This is a genomic window from Paracoccus albus (assembly GCF_027913035.1).
In the GTDB taxonomy this organism is placed as follows: domain Bacteria; phylum Pseudomonadota; class Alphaproteobacteria; order Rhodobacterales; family Rhodobacteraceae; genus Paracoccus; species Paracoccus albus.
Window position 1 is genome coordinate 932,682 of the sequence record NZ_CP115775.1, and the last position, 16,882, is coordinate 949,563.

General features: G+C 57.4%; 11 protein-coding genes, 1 tRNA gene and 3 pseudogenes. 8 read left to right on the top strand and 7 right to left on the bottom strand.

Going from position 1 to position 16,882, the window contains the following annotated elements:
• Positions 1-477, top strand: a complete 477-nt coding sequence (locus PAF20_RS18825) for a phage head-tail joining protein (protein WP_353620608.1) — start codon at positions 1-3, stop codon at positions 475-477.
• Between the two features lie 29 nt (positions 478-506).
• Here the strand turns inward: PAF20_RS18825 and PAF20_RS04625 are convergent, their stop codons facing one another.
• Both PAF20_RS04625 and PAF20_RS04630 read right to left on the bottom strand, forming a co-directional pair.
• Positions 507-4,055, bottom strand: coding sequence for a type I restriction endonuclease (locus tag PAF20_RS04625; protein WP_271072563.1), 3,549 nt, complete (start codon positions 4,053-4,055; stop codon positions 507-509).
• Positions 4,048-5,286, bottom strand: coding sequence for a restriction endonuclease subunit S (locus PAF20_RS04630; RefSeq protein WP_271072564.1), 1,239 nt, complete (start codon positions 5,284-5,286; stop codon positions 4,048-4,050). The genes PAF20_RS04625 and PAF20_RS04630 overlap by 8 nt, the downstream gene beginning before the upstream one ends.
• Positions 5,287-5,695: 409 nt before the next feature.
• On the opposite strand from PAF20_RS04630, the gene PAF20_RS04635 reads away from it, so the two are divergent.
• A protein-coding gene (locus tag PAF20_RS04635; protein WP_271072460.1) for an IS3 family transposase occupies positions 5,696-6,822 on the top strand; the annotation gives its coding sequence in 2 pieces (ribosomal slippage) (positions 5,696-5,960 and positions 5,960-6,822; 1,128 coding nt in all).
• 34 nt (positions 6,823-6,856) lie between these two features.
• On the opposite strand, the gene PAF20_RS04640 is transcribed toward PAF20_RS04635, so the two are convergent.
• Positions 6,857-6,988, bottom strand: a complete 132-nt coding sequence (locus PAF20_RS04640) for a hypothetical protein (protein ID WP_271072565.1) — start codon at positions 6,986-6,988, stop codon at positions 6,857-6,859.
• 267 nt (positions 6,989-7,255) lie between these two features.
• Here PAF20_RS04640 and PAF20_RS04645 point away from each other — a divergent pair.
• Positions 7,256-8,504 (top strand): annotated as a pseudogene (locus PAF20_RS04645) (IS256 family transposase).
• Between the two features lie 83 nt (positions 8,505-8,587).
• Here the strand turns inward: PAF20_RS04645 and PAF20_RS04650 are convergent.
• Positions 8,588-8,874 (bottom strand): annotated as a pseudogene (locus PAF20_RS04650) (IS5/IS1182 family transposase); the annotation flags it as partial.
• 312 nt (positions 8,875-9,186) lie between these two features.
• Between PAF20_RS04650 and PAF20_RS04655 the strand changes: the two are divergent.
• From PAF20_RS04655 to PAF20_RS18935, 5 genes are all read left to right on the top strand, one after another.
• Positions 9,187-11,337 (top strand): autotransporter outer membrane beta-barrel domain-containing protein, encoded by a 2,151-nt coding sequence (locus PAF20_RS04655; protein WP_271072566.1) that lies wholly within the window; start codon positions 9,187-9,189, stop codon positions 11,335-11,337.
• A gap of 50 nt (positions 11,338-11,387) precedes the next feature.
• A protein-coding gene (locus PAF20_RS04660; RefSeq protein ID WP_271072567.1) for an IS3 family transposase occupies positions 11,388-12,514 on the top strand; the annotation gives its coding sequence in 2 pieces (ribosomal slippage) (positions 11,388-11,652 and positions 11,652-12,514; 1,128 coding nt in all).
• Between the two features lie 39 nt (positions 12,515-12,553).
• Positions 12,554-14,494, top strand: a complete 1,941-nt coding sequence (locus tag PAF20_RS04665; protein ID WP_271072568.1) for an autotransporter family protein — start codon at positions 12,554-12,556, stop codon at positions 14,492-14,494.
• A 113-nt stretch (positions 14,495-14,607) separates the two neighbouring features.
• Positions 14,608-15,171, top strand: coding sequence for an invasion associated locus B family protein (locus PAF20_RS04670; RefSeq protein WP_271072569.1), 564 nt, complete (start codon positions 14,608-14,610; stop codon positions 15,169-15,171).
• Positions 15,141-15,377: a hypothetical protein gene (locus PAF20_RS18935; RefSeq protein WP_434802940.1), complete on the top strand. Its 237-nt coding sequence runs from the start codon at positions 15,141-15,143 to the stop codon at positions 15,375-15,377. The genes PAF20_RS04670 and PAF20_RS18935 overlap by 31 nt, the downstream gene beginning before the upstream one ends.
• A gap of 99 nt (positions 15,378-15,476) precedes the next feature.
• Here the strand turns inward: PAF20_RS18935 and PAF20_RS04680 are convergent, their stop codons facing one another.
• The 3 genes and pseudogenes from PAF20_RS04680 to PAF20_RS04690 form a co-directional block, all read right to left on the bottom strand.
• Entirely contained in the window at positions 15,477-15,785 is a 309-nt protein-coding gene (locus PAF20_RS04680) for a hypothetical protein (RefSeq protein WP_271072570.1), read from the bottom strand.
• A gap of 95 nt (positions 15,786-15,880) precedes the next feature.
• Positions 15,881-16,587: pseudogene (locus PAF20_RS04685) on the bottom strand (IS6 family transposase).
• A gap of 118 nt (positions 16,588-16,705) precedes the next feature.
• A tRNA-Ser gene (locus PAF20_RS04690) sits at positions 16,706-16,795 on the bottom strand.
• Between the last annotated feature and the right edge of the window lie 87 nt (positions 16,796-16,882).

Here is a 16,882-nt window from a genome sequence, read left to right on the forward strand (position 1 = left end):
ATGACCGACTGGACGGAAACCGAGCTCTCGGCGCTGCGCCGGGCCTATGCCAGCGGCACGACCCGGGTCAGCTATGACGGCAAGTCGGTGGACTACGGCTCGGCCGAGGACCTGCTGGCGCGCATCCGGACCATCGAGCGCGCCATCGCGGGCGTCAGCCGACCGCTGCCCGTGGCCGGGCTCGCTGGCTTCTCGCGCGAGGGCAAGCCTTTAAACACGGCAATGGGAGAAGTGCGAGTTAAGCCGCCATATCTTGTTGATAATAATAAAATAAAGAGCGTTCTAGGCGTCGCACCTACTGCGCTGGAGGAGCCGGTCAATGCCCCCCAAGTATCCAAACATAACAGTCCAGCTGACTGGACAGGACAGCAATGCCTTCATGATCCTCGGCTTGTGCCGACGGGCCGCAAAAGAAGCGGGCCTCTCGCAGCAAGAGATCGATGCGTTCTACCAAGAGGCTATAAGCGGGGATCATGACCATCTGATCCAAACCGCCATGCGCTGGTTCAGCTGCGAGTAGCAGCCGAACCGGCCTGCGCCGCCTTGTCGGCATAGGTCGCCGCGAAAATCGTCTCCGAAAGCCATTTCTTGAACGATGGATTGTCGCTGAACTGTTTGAACAGTTCGGTATGGTCAGATAGAAGTTCGATGACCGCGCGCTCTAGTGCCTTGTCGTGCTCGATGCGGGCGTTCTGCTTATCCGAATTCTGCATCGCGTTTTGATAGGCCTTGTCGGCCGCGACCTTCGTGGGCAACTCCTCAGCTATCACCTTCCCGATCTTGTCGGCGTCCTTCCAGTCGATGTTGCCGAACATCTCGTTGAACGTCTTGAGGATGTTGCTGAGCAGGTCCAGTTCCGGCTCAGGCTTACGGCCGCCTCCGCCCAATGGCACAGGTCCGATTTCCGCGTCGGCATCGGGAAGCGCAATCGCCATCGTCGCCTGCGCCTCGACTCGGTAGCTGTCCATGTCGATGGCCTCCAGAATGCCCTTCGACAGGTCCTGCTCCTCCGGAGCGGGCAGTTTCGGCGTCAGGAAGTTCAGGAAAATTGAGAGCTTCTCCCACTCCGCATTCGTGTAGGGCAAGATGGCCGCGAGGAATCCGTAGGTGCGCGTGAAAGCCTTTGCCTTGCCCTTGAAGTCGACCTGACCATCCTCATCGAGATCGGCTTTGTAGACCGCGACGCACGCGTCGAGGATGGGGTCGAGCTTGTCGCGGTCGGCGCCACCGAGATATAGCGCTACGAGGTCCTCCACCTGCTCCCAGGAATAGACCTGGTAGCCGTCGAGCCGCGCTTTCAGGTCGTGCAGCTTGTTCGGGTCGGTCTCCTCGCTCAGGATCGTCGTGCGGTAATAGTCCTCGAACGACGCCTTGATGCTGTCCACATCGTTCATGAAATCCAGCACGAAGGTATCGTGCTTCTGCGGATGTGCCCGGTTCAAGCGCGACAACGTCTGCACGGCCTTGATGCCGGACAGCGTTTTGTCCACGTACATCGTGTGCAGCAGCGGCTCGTCATAACCGGTCTGGAACTTGTCGGCGACAATGAGGAACCGGTACGGGTCCTTCTGGATCAACTCTTCGATCTTGTTGCTGGGAAAGCCGTTGAGCGACGCCTCGGTCACCTTCTGACCGCCATAATCGTGCTCGCCCGAGAAGGCGACGATGGCCTGATAGGGGCTCTTGCGCTCCTTCAGATACTCCCCGAACGCCCGAAAATACTGAATGGCCCGATGAATTCCGCTGGTCACCACCATGGCGCGCGCGGCCCCGCCGATCTTGCGGTGAGCCATCACCTGGTCGTGGAAATGGTCGACCATGATCTCTGCCTTCTTGCGGATGGCATGGTCATGGGATTCGACATAGCGGCGGAGCTTCTTTTGCGCCCGCTTGGCGTCGAACTGCGGGTCGTCCTCCACCGTCTTCATAAGCCGGTAGTAACTCTCGACTGGCGTGTAATGTTTCAGCACATCGAGGATGAAGCCCTCTTCGATGGCCTGCTTCATCGAATAATTGTGGAAGGGGACGTGCCTGACTTTCCCACCCTCGGGGACCGCGGTGCCGAAAATCTCCAGCGTCTTGTTCTTGGGCGTGGCGGTGAAGGCGAAATAGCTCGCATTCGGCAGAACCTTCCGCGCTTCCATTAGCCGGTTGATGGTGTCCTCGACGGTTTCGTCTTCCTCCTCGGCGCCATTCGCGGCAAGCGCGATGTTCATCTTTGCCGAGGTCCGGCCGCCTTGGCTGGAATGCGCCTCGTCGATGATGATGGCGAAAGTTCGTCCGCGATGGCTGTCCCCGATTTCGTCCAAGATGAACGGGAACTTCTGCACCGTGGTGATAATGATTTTCTTGCCCTGCTGCAGGAATGTCCGAAGCTGTTGCGATCCTTCGGTGACCGCCCCGACGATGGAGGACACCTGCGCGAACTGCTTGATCGTGTCGCGGATCTGTTTGTCCAAATTGCGCCTGTCGGTGACAACGATGACGGTGTCGAAGGACGGCTTGCCCCCAGTCTCCAGCCCGATCAGCTGGTGGCCGAGCCAGGCAATCGAGTTGCTCTTACCCGAACCTGCCGAGTGCTGGATCAGGTACCGCCGCCCGGCGCCCGAAGCCTCGGCGTCAGCAAGCAGCTTGCGCACCACGTCGAGCTGGTGAAAGCGCGGGAAGATCTGCTTCGGCGGCTTCTTCTTTCCGCGCTCGTCCGTCTCCTCGACCACCTGCGCATAGTTTTCCAGGATGTCGGTGAGGTTGCGCTTGGTAAGAACCTGCTTCCAAAGATAGTCAGTCTTGAGACCATGCGGGTTCGGCGGGTTGCCCGCGCCGTCGTTCCAGCCCTTGTTGAACGGCAAGAACCAGGACGCCTTGCCCTTCAGGTGGCTGCACATCCGCACCTCGTGGTCGTCCACGGCGAAGTGGACGACGCAACGGCCGAACTGGAACAACAGCTCCTTGGGGTCGCGGTCGCGCTTGTACTGCTCGATCGCATCCTCGACCGTCTGCTTGGTCAGGCTGTTCTTCAGCTCGAAGGTCGCGACGGGCAGGCCGTTGATGAACAGCGCCGCGTCGAGCGACAGCTTGGTCGCATCCTTGGAATAGTGCAGCTGCCGAGTGACGCTGAAGATGTTGGCGGCGAACAGCTCCGCGGCTTTCGCGTTGCCGGGGGTCGGCGTCCCGAAGAACAGTTCGACCGATCCGGGGCCATGCTTCACACCGTTGCGCAGAACGTCGATGACTCCGCGTTTGGCGATTTCGCCTTGCAGCCGGTGAAGGAACTGCAGCCGCTTCGGGCCATCTTCACCAATGCCGAGGGCTTCGACAGCCTCCGGCTGCGTGGCGTTCAGGAACTCGAACAGCTTGGCCTGGTCGATGGCGTGGTCACGGTCGAAATCCTTCGGGGCGCCAGCGACGTAACCGGCCTCGTCGATCAGCGAGCGGACGATGAGGGTTTCGAGGCCCTTTTCGCTTGTGTCGGTGTGCTGGCGCATTTCGCGGCCTCCTTGGAACAAGGGGCCGGCATCGACCCGAATTAGGCCCGCTTCGCTCAGGAACGCCTCGAGTATTGGGTCTTTGGCCTCGAAACCGGCAACCAAGCGTCGCGCCGCATCAGACGGCATTTCCAAACGAACTCGAGAACTGTTGGCTTGGGTTACGGATGAAATCCCTATTTGCGCGAAAGGAACACCTACATAAGCAGCTACCATCGACACCAAGCGCTGCCGCTCTTTCTGGTTCATCTCATCCGGATCACGCGCCACGATCAGATCGACCAGCAATTTCTGCTCTGCCGTCATCGGCGGTGGATCACCGCGTGCAATGATGCACGGTGACTTCTTGTATCGTTGGAGGTAGCTCACGCCCCACTTTTCGTTATCTGCCCGCTCGTGACAGTTTGCGCACAGAGCAATGAGGTTTTCGAGCGAATGGTCTTGCGACTTGCTCCATGGAATGACGTGCGCATACTCAAGCGGCAGCGACGTGCAGCAGACAGCGCAATGATGACGAGCCTCGAAGAGCACATCGCGCTTTATTTCGATTGGGATTGCGGGCCTACTCATCGGCATCGGCCCCCTCCATCACCTCGGCGTCGTCGCCCTCCAGATCATCCTCCAGCGCGTCGTCCTCGTTAGCTATTGGCTCATCCGCGGGCGCCGCGATCTCGATGTGCCGAACATCGAGTTTACCGGTGACAACATCGGCGATCAGACGCTCGCGATATTCCTCAATCAAGCGAATTTCTGCACGGACTTTTTCTGCAGCTTGATTCAGTTCATCGAGGTCTTCGTCGATCTTATTTGCGATCTCGCCCTGCTCGTCAGCGTCAGCGACAGGAACGAATATTGCGCCGAGAGCAGGCTTGGTGATGTGCACCAGCCCAATGATGCCGTGAGCATTGTCTTCGACATGTTTCGTTACGGCCCGCAGGAGATAGTAGAAGTACTTTCGGTGGAGATCATAGCCTTCGAGTTTGAAAATGTGCTGATTCAGATAAGCCGGAAAATCGCGCGCCCATTCGAAGGATCCAAACGAGGTCCCCCGGTTTCCAGACCAAGCGAACACTAGGTCACCGGTCTGAATAAGCATGTTTTCTGGAAGGTCGGTCCTGTCGGTGTAGTTGAAGTGATCTCCGCCATTTAGATTCTCGATCCGGATGATGGGAACGCCCTCATCTTTCCAGTCAGCCGGCTTGAATGCGATGCCATTCGAAAACTTGGTGAGATACTTGAGCCGCTTGACATCCCAATGCGCCGGAACCTCGGGCATCCAGTCGATGCCGGTGGGCTTCATCGGGGCGTCGGGGTTCAGGCCGCGCGTGACGGCCCGGTTGATGATCGCCTGCTTCTGCTCGTTCAACAGCCCGATCAGCCGCCGCTTGTTGCGGATCAGGCGGCGAACCTTCCGATCGTAAGAGTCAATGAAGACGAGTATTTTGGACTGCTCATCCTTGGGCGGCACTACGACACGCACATCGTAGAAGTCATCCGAATAGAGGCGCCAGAACCCCTCAACGATGCCCTTCGTACGTTTGCGAAGCTCGGCCTTGTAGGAGGGCGTCTTGTAGAGATGCTCGAAGTATCGGACCTCGATGTCGTCAACCGGCCGGAACACAGTATAGTCCGGGCTGATCACGCCGGGCATTGAGGCATGCGCGAAGACCCCCAAATGGGCCTTGAGCCGGTTCAATACGAGGTCGCCAAGTTCGCACAGCTTCCCGCCCGCGTAACTTTCGGAGCGTAGCCGCCATGTGTCGATCTTCGCGCTCTCGACGAGACCGTGAATCTGGCTCATTGAAAGCTGCGTTTCTTCACCCGTCTCGGATCGCTTGTCCACCTCCCTGAAAACATACTTGCTTCTCCGGACCTCCCAGTGAGACGGGATTTCGGCAAGCCAAGGAAGGCCTGCCGCGCGACGATCTTCGTAGGGCCTCAGAGGCTGCGTGATCGTCCCAGGTTCATTCTGGGCAGTAGCTGCTATGGGCTGTGTATCGGGAATCATTGGCTGCTCAAATAGGGAGGGCTGGGGGTCGCTGGGCCGCGGTGGCGCGGTATCGGCCGGGGACGGCCGCCGAGGGGTCCAGCCGGGGATCTCGGCATTGGGCGCGGCCTGGACCGCCTCGATGGGCTGGCCGAACTGGAGTAGCCCCCTGAAAGTGGTCCACCAACTGGGATAGATTGTCCCGTATATTGGAGGATCAGCGATGGCTGGGAAACGAGAGAAGCCCGAAGATGTTGTATCGAAGCTTCGGCAGGTAGAAGTTCTGCAAGGGCAAGGCGCAACGATTGCCGAGGCGGTGCGCCAGATCGGCGTGACGGAGCAGACGTTTTACCGCTGGCGTAAGCTCTATGGCGGGATGCAGCGGTCGCAGCTCACGCGGCTGAAAGAGCTGGAGAAAGAGAACCAACGGCTGCGACGGGCGGTGTCCGATTTGACCTTGGACAAGCTCATCCTGACGGAAGCGGCGAAGGGAAACTTCTAAGCCCTTCGCGTCGTCGCAAGTGCATCGACCATGTGCGGCGGGAACTCGGCGTGTCCGAACGCCGCGCCTGCCGCGCGCTCGGTCAGCATCGATCTACGCAGCGCAAGATACCGCAGGGCCGCGCCAATGAAGAGCGTCTGACCGATGACATCATCGAACTGGCCGACAAATACGGGCGCTATGGATATCGCATGGTGACGGGTCTGCTGAACAACGCGGGCTGGTGTGTGAACCACAAGCGGGTCGAGCGCATCTGGCGACGTGAAGGGCTGAAGGTCCCGCAAAAGCAAAAGAAGAAAGGGCGGCTCTGGCTGAACGATGGGTCATGCGTCCGGCTCAGGCCGGAGCGTCCAAACCATGTCTGGTCATACGACTTCGTTCAAGACCGCACTGCTGACGGGCGGGTCTATCGGACGCTGAATATCATTGACGAACACACCAGGGAGGCGCTGATGATCCGCGTCGATCGCAAGCTCAACTCAACCGATGTGCTGGATGCATTGACCGACCTGTTCATCCTCCGCGGCACGCCGGAATACATAAGATCCGACAATGGGCCGGAATTTATCGCGCAGAAGGTGCGGGAGTGGATTGCAGCCGTCGGCGCGAAAACGGCTTACATCGAACCAGGCTCACCATGGGAAAACGGATACTGTGAAAGCTTCAATGCCCGGTTCCGCGACGAACTGCTCAACGGAGAAATCTTCTACAGCCTAAGGGAGGCCCAAGTCCTGATCGAGCAATGGCGTATCCACTACAACACAGTCAGGCCGCACAGCGCATTGGGTTACCGTCCGCCTGCGCCCGAAAGCATCGTCCCGATGGACCAGAGGCCCACGATGCACTAACAATCAAACCGGACCACCCGATGGGGGCACGCCACTAGCCCACGCCAAACTCGGAATCTGCTGCTGCAAGTTTGTATTCTGCAATCTTGGAGGCGAGGTCCATGCCGAAGAACAGACTTCGGCAAATGTTGGTCATGCCAAGGCAGAACAGGTCAAAGAAAGACATGTCAAAACCGGCATTTCGTGTTTGCGTTGCCAGCATGTGGTCAAGTAGGGCGGGGATTGACCTGTCTATCGGAAACTTCGAGGCTCGCGACTTGCTCCGACAAGACCTCGAAAGCTTTGAGGCCGATGTGGGGACAAGCGGGCGCGTGAGGATTGAGGGCGGTACTTCTTGAGGAATAGCTGAAAGTTGGTGATGGCCCCTGAGGGGCGGCATATCATGGCGGTGTTCAAGACGCCGTCAATTCTCGTAGAGAAAGGGATATGCCACATGAGAGAAGATACCATCACCGGCTTGCCTGATCCATCCGGATTTTCCGCCGATCCGCTCACCGACCTGATCCGGTCTGGAGCGCGGCAATTGATCGAACAGGCGCTTGAGGCTGAGCTTGGCGCGTTGCTTGCGCAGTTTGCCGATGACAGGACACCGATGGGGCATGCTCGGGTCGTCCGACATGGCCACTTGCCAGAGCGCGAGGTCATGACCGGCGTCGGCCCTGTGGCCGTGAAAGTGCCGCGCGTTCGGGACCGCGGTGAGCAGGCTGAGAAGGTGCGCTTCACCTCGTCGATCCTGCCGCCGTATCTACGCAAGGCCAAATCCGTCGAGGAATTGCTGCCCTGGCTCTATTTGAAGGGCATTTCCACGGGTGATTTCCAGGAAGCCCTGGCCGCGCTGCTTGGCCCGACTGCGGCTGGCCTGTCATCCACCACGATTTCGCGCCTCAAAGCCGACTGGTGGGAGGATTATGCACGTTGGCAGAAACGCGACCTCAGTGCCCGGCGCATCGTCTATGTCTGGGCGGACGGCGTGTATTTCCAGCCACGAATGGAAGAGAAACAATGCGTCCTGGTTCTCATTGGCGCGGATGAATGGGGTCGAAAGGAAATTCTGGGCCTGACGGACGGCTTATCGGGAAAGCACCCAGAGCTGGCGTGAGCTGCTCCTCGATCTCAAGCGACGCGGCCTTTCTCACGCACCCGATCTGGCCGTTGGCGACGGCGCACTCGGGTTCTGGGCAGCCCTGCGCGAGGTGTTTGGAGACCCCTGTGAACAGCGCTGCTGGTTCCACAAAACCGGAAATGTCCTGAATGCGATGCCCAAGTCGGTCCAGGCCAAAGCCAAGGGCCATCTGCATGATATCTGGCAGGCGGAGACGAAGGCCGAGGCCAACGCTGCCTTCGACTTCTTCGTCGAAACCTACGGTGTGAAATACGAAAAGGCGGTGGCCAAGCTGGTCAAGGACCGCGAGGGGCTACTTGCTTTCTATGACTTCCCTGCGGAACACTGGAAACATATCAGGACAACCAACCCCATCGAAAGCACCTTCGCCACCGTCCGTCACCGAACCGGCAAAACCAAGGGCTGCTTGAGCCGCAAAACCGGGCTGGCAATGGCGTTCAAACTGATGATGTCAGCGCAGGGCAAATGGCGAAAACTCGACGGATCAAACCGCATGCCTGAGATCATTCAGGGCATTGCATTCATCGACGGCATCAAGCAACTTCAACCGGCCGCCTGATAACGCCGTCACCAACTTTCGGGCATAGCTCACGGTAGGGTGGTAAGCGACCGCCGACAAGCTTGGTTCCCTTGACACTGCCGATAGGTTGCGTCGATCATGATTGCCTTATGCTCGGCGCTCTCGGCGGCAAGGCCGATCATGACTCGGGCGAAGCCCCGTTGTCACGCCAACGCTTCCGTTGGTTGTAGAGCGTCTTGGCCGGGATGAATTCCTTCGTCGCATTGCACTAGCAGAAGTATTTGAAATAGAATTAAATTATTCCACCTAGAACGTGACCACCGTCAACACGGGGCTTGTCATGGCTCGTTTTGCAAAGCGCCTTCAGCCGCTCCATTTGGGCGTTTGTCACCAGATAAAGATTGCTCATCGATCAAGTCTCCCTGCGGAGCCTAAATCGCGCCGAGCGTATGAAATCAATCGATCTGGAGCCAAAAATGGGGCCAGTCAGTTAATGGTAATTGACACTTCCACCAACATCGGTATGGCTTTTAACTCATACGGTTCAATAGCCAAAAATTAAGCTACAGATTGCGTTTCAGGAAGGTAGACCATGTTGCCCATTCATCACACTTTGCAGAACTTCAGAGGCGGTCGTATGACCAAATGGAAGGGAATCGCTGCCAGCATCGCTCCATTTGCATTGTCTGGTGCGGCGCTGGCCATATAGTCGACCTCGGCATTGGCGTTTAATGAATGCGGTGTGCTTAACGCGGCCAACACATCTCGAACCTGCAATGATACAGAATATACGAATGGTATCGCGTACACTTTGTCTCCAAGCAGTAACAGCTATTCACTGCTGCTCAACAATAGTGAGACGACAGTAGGAACGTCCCATAGCAGCATCTCACTTAATGAAAACGGGTTTAAACCTGCTGGCGATATGACTGTGACAGTCGATGGGATCAAGCTTTTAACGTCTGAGATAGGGGTGACAAGCTTCGGTGGAGACCCGGGTCCTGGCGGAATAACAGTCCAATCAACTTCGAGTATGTCGACAGCTTCAACATATATGGAAGGGGTTGGAACAAAAACAATCAATCTGATCGATACCGAAATGATCATCAACCATCGTGGCGGCTCTGGTGGAGCACTTTCCGTGAACGACAACGGATTTCTGACCAAGGGCGTTGTCAATGTGTCCGGCTCAACGATTACCGCCCTTAATAAAAGTTCAAATCAGTATGGAATTCGCACGAACAATGGTTCTGTTGAGGTGCGTGTCGAAGACTCTGCGATTGACGTCGGTGGCACGGGAATAAGTGCCTACGATAGAGGAGGGGTTGCGGAAGTAAATGTTGAAAATTCAGAGATTACCTCAACTTTCAGAGACGGAATTAATTTTAGTTCCGGCGTCAACGTATACCGATCACTATCTACAAACGTGGAGCAGCATTTAACTATAGCAAACAGTAAAGTCACGGCACAGAACGACGGGATAGCCTTTAGCTCACCGTTCATGGGCGCGCTTCCTGCCACTTCTCGGAGCATTTTGATAACCGAAAGCGAGGTTACAGGGTCGACAGGCAGCGGTATTCTGGTCAACACGGGGACACCCAACTCATATTATCAAACTGAACCGGAAAACGATGACGGAAACACGGATATAGAGATTTCCGGCGGGTCTGTCATCGGTGGTACAAATGGTATCCGCACTGTGATTGGTGGGGCTGGTCTGGCGACTATCGCTATAAGCGATGAAGCTGTCATTGAGGGCGGCGACGATACGGCGATCTTCAATAATTTCAGCAACTCGGATGTGGACATCACTTCGGGTTCGATTATTCGTGGTGGCATCACACTCGGTGACGGGAATGACGACCTTACCTTGAGCGAAGTTGATGTTGCGACTATTTCTTTTTTTGATGGTGGCGACGAGGTCACAACTGCCGATGGTTGGGTTGATACGCTAGCGCTGGAATCACTTTCTGCACCGGCTGTACTGACTGGCGCGAATGTCCGGAACTGGGAGTCCATCGTTCTGGACAATAGTGAAGTTACCTTCACCGATGGCGTGTTGACCACGGGATCTGAAGCCGGGTACGGGCTTACCGCTCAGAACGCCGCGGTTCTTGAGGTCAGCGGCGGCTTCGGCCTGACCGGGAATTTGAACAACAACGCGAGTGTTACATCGCAGGACGACAATGCTGGCGATACCATCAGCGTGTCGGGTGATTACGCTGCGGACGGTGGAAAGCTCGTTCTCGATACCGTTCTAAACGGTGACGATTCTGCGACGGACCGTTTGGTTATCGGGGGCGATACATCCGGTGCCACGGCGCTCGTCGTTAATAACGTTGGCGGAACGGGTGCACTTACTAAGGTCGGCATTCTAGTTGTCGACGTGGCCGGTGTCTCGGACGGAAGCTTCATGTTGGACAGCATCATAAACGGGGCGGAAGGTTGGAGCTACAGCCTTGTCAAGGGTGACGGCACTGATGGGCGCGCGATTGGCGACTGGTATCTGATCAACAACTGCGCGGGCACGGCGAGTCTTGGTTGCGTCACCAATGACACTTTGTCGGCAAACGGTTCGACCGCAGTCGCTGGAAATATCGAGGGTGCGGGTGGATCTGACATCATCACCGTCAGCGGTAACGCCAGTGTTGCAGGAGTTGTTATGGGCGGCGGTGCCGGCGTGGATGGCTCTGGCGATCAGGATACCGGCGACAGCATCATCATCGACACGACGGGTACTGTCGGCGGCATTCAGGGCAACTTGGGCGACGACACAATCACCGCGACATCGGGGACGATCACTAGCAATACTGAAGGCAACGATGGCAACGACACGATCACGCTGGAAGGCGCGACTGGAGTAGCCCCCTGAAAGTGGTCCACCAACTGGGATAGATTGTCCCGTATATTGGAGGATCAGCGATGGCTGGGAAACGAGAGAAGCCCGAAGATGTTGTATCGAAGCTTCGGCAGGTAGAAGTTCTGCAAGGGCAAGGCGCAACGATTGCCGAGGCGGTGCGCCAGATCGGCGTGACGGAGCAGACGTTTTACCGCTGGCGTAAGCTCTATGGCGGGATGCAGCGGTCGCAGCTCACGCGGCTGAAAGAGCTGGAGAAAGAGAACCAACGGCTGCGACGGGCGGTGTCCGATTTGACCTTGGACAAGCTCATCCTGACGGAAGCGGCGAAGGGAAACTTCTAAGCCCTTCGCGTCGTCGCAAGTGCATCGACCATGTGCGGCGGGAACTCGGCGTGTCCGAACGCCGCGCCTGCCGCGCGCTCGGTCAGCATCGATCTACGCAGCGCAAGATACCGCAGGGCCGCGCCAATGAAGAGCGTCTGACCGATGACATCATCGAACTGGCCGACAAATACGGGCGCTATGGATATCGCATGGTGACGGGTCTGCTGAACAACGCGGGCTGGTGTGTGAACCACAAGCGGGTCGAGCGCATCTGGCGACGTGAAGGGCTGAAGGTCCCGCAAAAGCAAAAGAAGAAAGGGCGGCTCTGGCTGAACGATGGGTCATGCGTCCGGCTCAGGCCGGAGCGTCCAAGCCATGTCTGGTCATACGACTTCGTTCAAGACCGCACTGCTGACGGGCGGGTCTATCGGACGCTGAATATCATTGACGAACACACCAGGGAGGCGCTGATGATCCGCGTCGATCGCAAGCTCAACTCAACCGATGTGCTGGATGCATTGACCGACCTGTTCATCCTCCGCGGCACGCCGGAATACATAAGATCCGACAATGGGCCGGAATTTATCGCGCAGAAGGTGCGGGAGTGGATTGCAGCCGTCGGCGCGAAAACGGCTTACATCGAACCAGGCTCACCATGGGAAAACGGATACTGTGAAAGCTTCAATGCCCGGTTCCGCGACGAACTGCTCAACGGAGAAATCTTCTACAGCCTAAGGGAGGCCCAAGTCCTGATCGAGCAATGGCGTATCCACTACAACACAGTCAGGCCGCACAGCGCATTGGGTTACCGTCCGCCTGCGCCCGAAAGCATCGTCCCGATGGACCAGAGGCCCACGATGCACTAACAATCAAACCGGACCACCCGATGGGGGCACGCCACGACATTGGCGGCGGTCCTCGGCGGCGACGGTGACGATTCCACGACCTGGACGTCTGGCGCGCTTGATTCGTTCGACGGAGGCAATGGATCGGATACTCTGGACATAGGTGCTGGATCCTATGATGGGAGTGTAATTCTTGATGGTGGTGATGATCTGTTCGTTGCGGATGGTTGGATTGACGAGCTGACATTTGCCGGACTTGATTTGTCGCTTGAAGGCGCGAACCTTCTGAACTGGGAAAACATGGTCTTGGATAACAGCACCATCACCTTCAGTGATGGTGCTGTTTCTGTGGGCGAGGATGAGGGCACCGGTCTGAAGATAGAGGATGATGCGACCCTTATCACGGCGGGCAATTTCACGCTTACCGGCAATATGACCAATCTCGGAGTGATTGACGCTCAGAACGGCACCGCAGGAGATGTGATCAGCGTTTCGGGTGATTACACCGGAGGCGGAACGATCCGGCTGGATACCGTTCTGAATGACAACTCATCCGCAACTGACATGCTGGTGATTGCTGGCGATGCGTCCGGTGTGACAACGCTTGATATTCTGAATGTCGGGGGCACCGGCGCGGAGGCTGTAAATAACGGAATCCTTGTAGTTCAGGTCGGTGGCACCGTCGCGGACGGGACACTGTTCTTACTCTCGGAAGACAGCAACACAGTCGCGGATGATTACACCTACGAACTGGTTCGGGTTGGCAACGAGTGGTATCTTCAGTCGGAAGGTGAGCCGGAAGAACCCGAGGAACCGGAAGAACCCGGTGAGCCTGAGGAGCCCGGTGAGCCGGAAGAGCCCGGTGAACCTGAAGAGCCGGAAGAACCCGGTGAGCCGGAAGAACCCGGTGAACCCGAGGAGCCAGGTGAACCCGAGGAACCAGGTGAACCCGAGGAACCGGAAGAACCCGGTGAACCTGAGGAGCCCGTTGAACCCGAAGAGCCCGAGGTTGAAACACCCGCGAATATCTATGAATCGCTGCCTTCCGCGGTCGCGGCGGCTTTCACCCGCTTGCCGACGCTGGAACAGCGTGTCGGTCAGCGCCAGTGGTGGGCTCGTGACAATTCGGCCAAGGGCAAGCTTGGACCTCAGCAGGGCGGCTGGATCCGCGTCTGGGGCGACTGGCTGGACCTGACGCCAGAGCACTCGGACAGTGCGGCGCGGGGTCAGATCAACAGCTGGGGCCTTCAGGCCGGCTATGACCATCCGCTTGCGGAAGGCTCGAACGGGCAATGGGTCCTCGGCGGCACGCTGCAATATGGCGAGATGTCGTTTGACGGGCACAGCTCTCAGGGCGGCGGAGAGATCGAGGCTGAAGGCATCGGTCTTGGTGTGACAGCGACCTGGTATGGCAATAACGGCGTCTATTTCGATGCGCAGGGCCAGATGAACAAGGTATCGGCCGATATCAGCACCGAAGCCCATGGCAAGCTGGCAAGCGATGTCGATATGACGGCCTGGGCGCTCAGCGCCGAGACGGGCTATCGCCACGCGCTCAATGAGACTGCGGCTCTGGTTCCGCAGGCGCAGTTGAGCTGGTCACGGATTTCGGGTGACGCCTTTACCGATGCTTCCGGCTACCGGATCGATCCCGGCTCGAACACCAAACTGACCGGGCGTCTTGGTCTGGCCTATGAGTACGAGTACTCGGAAGGCTGGCTGCTCGGGGATCGTTCGAACGGCGCAGACAGCAACTATCGCGAGAAATTCTACGTGATCGGCAACCTGCTGCACGACTTCCGCAATGAGAGCGAGGTCACAGTAAACGGTGTCCGGCTGACGCAGGAAGACACGCGCACATGGGGCGAACTCGGCCTTGGTGGCAGTATCGTGTGGGACGAAAACAAGACCGTCTACACCGAGACCAGCTACCGCGAGGCCTTTGGCGGAGACGACAGCGACGGCCTCCACGTCACCGCAGGCTTCAGGATGCAATTCTGAGCGTAAGCCTGCGTAGCTGAAACGTGAAGCGGCCCCCTGGCCGCAAGACTGGCAGGGGGCCGTTTCCGCTTAACAATCAGCGCAATTTGCCATGCGCAAGGATGGAGATCAGGATGATCATGAATATATGGGCTGCGGCGCTTGCCGTTCTGATGTTGCAAGGTGCTGCACATGCACAGACAGCGACACCTTCGCAACAGCCCCAGACGGAGGAAGAAGCGACGATGAGTGATGATGCCACCAGCCCTGACATCGGTTCAGAGAAAGTTCAGGATTGGATCGTTCGCTGCCAGGATGCCCCGGGCGGGCGACTCTGCGAGATGACGCAGGAGCACAACGACAGGGCCAGCGGACGCCGGGTTCTGGCTCTGGGCATTAAACGTCTGGAAGAAAATTCAGCGCAACTGACCATTGTCGCGCCGCTTGGGCTGAAAACCTCCGAAGGCGTGACGTTGAGCGGCCCGGGGGATTATAGCCTCGCTCTGCCTTTCGAAACCTGCCTGCCAAGCGGCTGCATCGTCAGCCAACAATTGAATGCGGCGGATATCTCGACCCTGCTTGAGCAGGCAGAGCTAACCGCAACGATGGTGACCACGGATCTCACGGAACTGGTAATCAACATGTCGACCGCAGGCATGCAAGCGGCATGGGAGAGATCGGCCGAGATAAAGGAGTGATAGGGTGGTATCAGACCAATTCCAAGCATTCTCAGAAATCGCTTTTTGCTGTTTTTTTGCGCTGCAGCAAGCTGACGCCACTCGGTAAGGGCGGCGGATCGGTTGGCTTTGAAATGTTTGCGCTTCGAAAGGTGGCGATCGAGATTGAAATGGTTGCAGACATTGGCATGGCCGGAGGCAAATTTCTGCAGGTTGATCTCGGGTGAGGTTTTGAAGTAGCGGAACGGAGAAGTTTTCGGCATGCCGCGACGGTAGGGTGGTAAGCGACCGCCTACAAGCTCAGTTCCTTTGACACTGCCTTTTCCTCACATCCGGCTGCCTTTTGCCGCTTCCGAAACCAGTTCGAAGATTGAAGATCCAATTGATTGCGACCGCATCAGGTCCACGGCTTGCGCAAGGTCCTGTCGCTTCGCGCCGATGGCGTCTGCTTTCCATTTGTCCAATAATTTTTGCGCCTGATTGTCCCTTGCTTTTCTCTCAGAGAGCAGCTCCAGAATCGTGGACAACAGAACAAACTTTCTGTCTGGTGTGGCCTCAAAATCGACATCAGAAAACAGCCGGAACGCTCCGGCATTGTCGTCTACAGACAAACCTTCGCCAAGTGCTGCGCTCAACAAATCTACCGACAATCCAATTTGGAAACTCGAACTTCTCTGCTGGTGGTGTCAGACCAATTCGAACCAATCTCAGAAATCGGCTTTTGATGTTCTTACGCTGCAGCAAGTTCACGCCATTCGGAGAGGGCGACGGATCGGTTGGCTTTGAAATGTCTGCGCTTCGAAAGGTGGCGATCGAGATTGAAGTGGTTGCTGATATCGGCATGGACGGAGGCGAATTTCCGCAGGTTGCCCATGCTGCGAAAACCCATCATCGCCCGCTCTCGTCGCCGGAACGGCTGGTGGGAATTCTCGGCCCTGTTATTCAGATGCCGCCCCGTCACGTGCCGATCTGTTGCACCGATCTCGCGCAAGGTAGCAGGGTAGGATCGCAGCAGATCCGTGACGATTTTTTAGGCAGGCCGTAGCGCTTGATCATTTTCTTGAGGAATTTCAATGCGGCCCTTCGGTCCCGCTTCTTGCTCACATAGACTTCGAGAACCTCACCTTCGTGATCGACGGCGCGCCACATATAATGCTGCACGCCGTTGATCTTCACGAAGACCTCATCCAGATGCCAGCACCATTGTGGTCCGCCATGAAATCGGGCAACCCGTTTGCGGCGAATTTCGTGGGCAAAGACGGGGCCGAACCGTTGCCACTAGAAGCGCACCGTTTCATGGCAGATGTCGATTCCGCGTTCATGCAGCAGATCCTCGACATTTCGAAGCGACAGTGGAAACCGGATATACAGCATCACCGCGAGGCGGATGATTTCGGATGCGGTCTTGAAGTAGCGGAAGGGAGAAGTTTTCGGCATGCCGCGAGGGTAGGGTGGCAGGCGATCGCACGCAAGCCAGTTCCTTTGACAGCGCCTCGCGGAACTTCAAAGCGATGTCCAAAGCCACGCAGCGCCGAGCAAAATTCGACAGGGTGGTTGGCGGAGAGGGTGGGATTCGAACCCACGGAACCCGTGAAGGCTCAACGGTTTTCGAGACCGCCCCGTTCGACCACTCCGGCACCTCTCCGCGCTTTTTTAATGTGGTGGGGGCGCATGTAACCGGCGGGGGGTTGAAGCGCAAGGGGGTTTTCGGCGAAAAGCGTTTGTCAGGTTC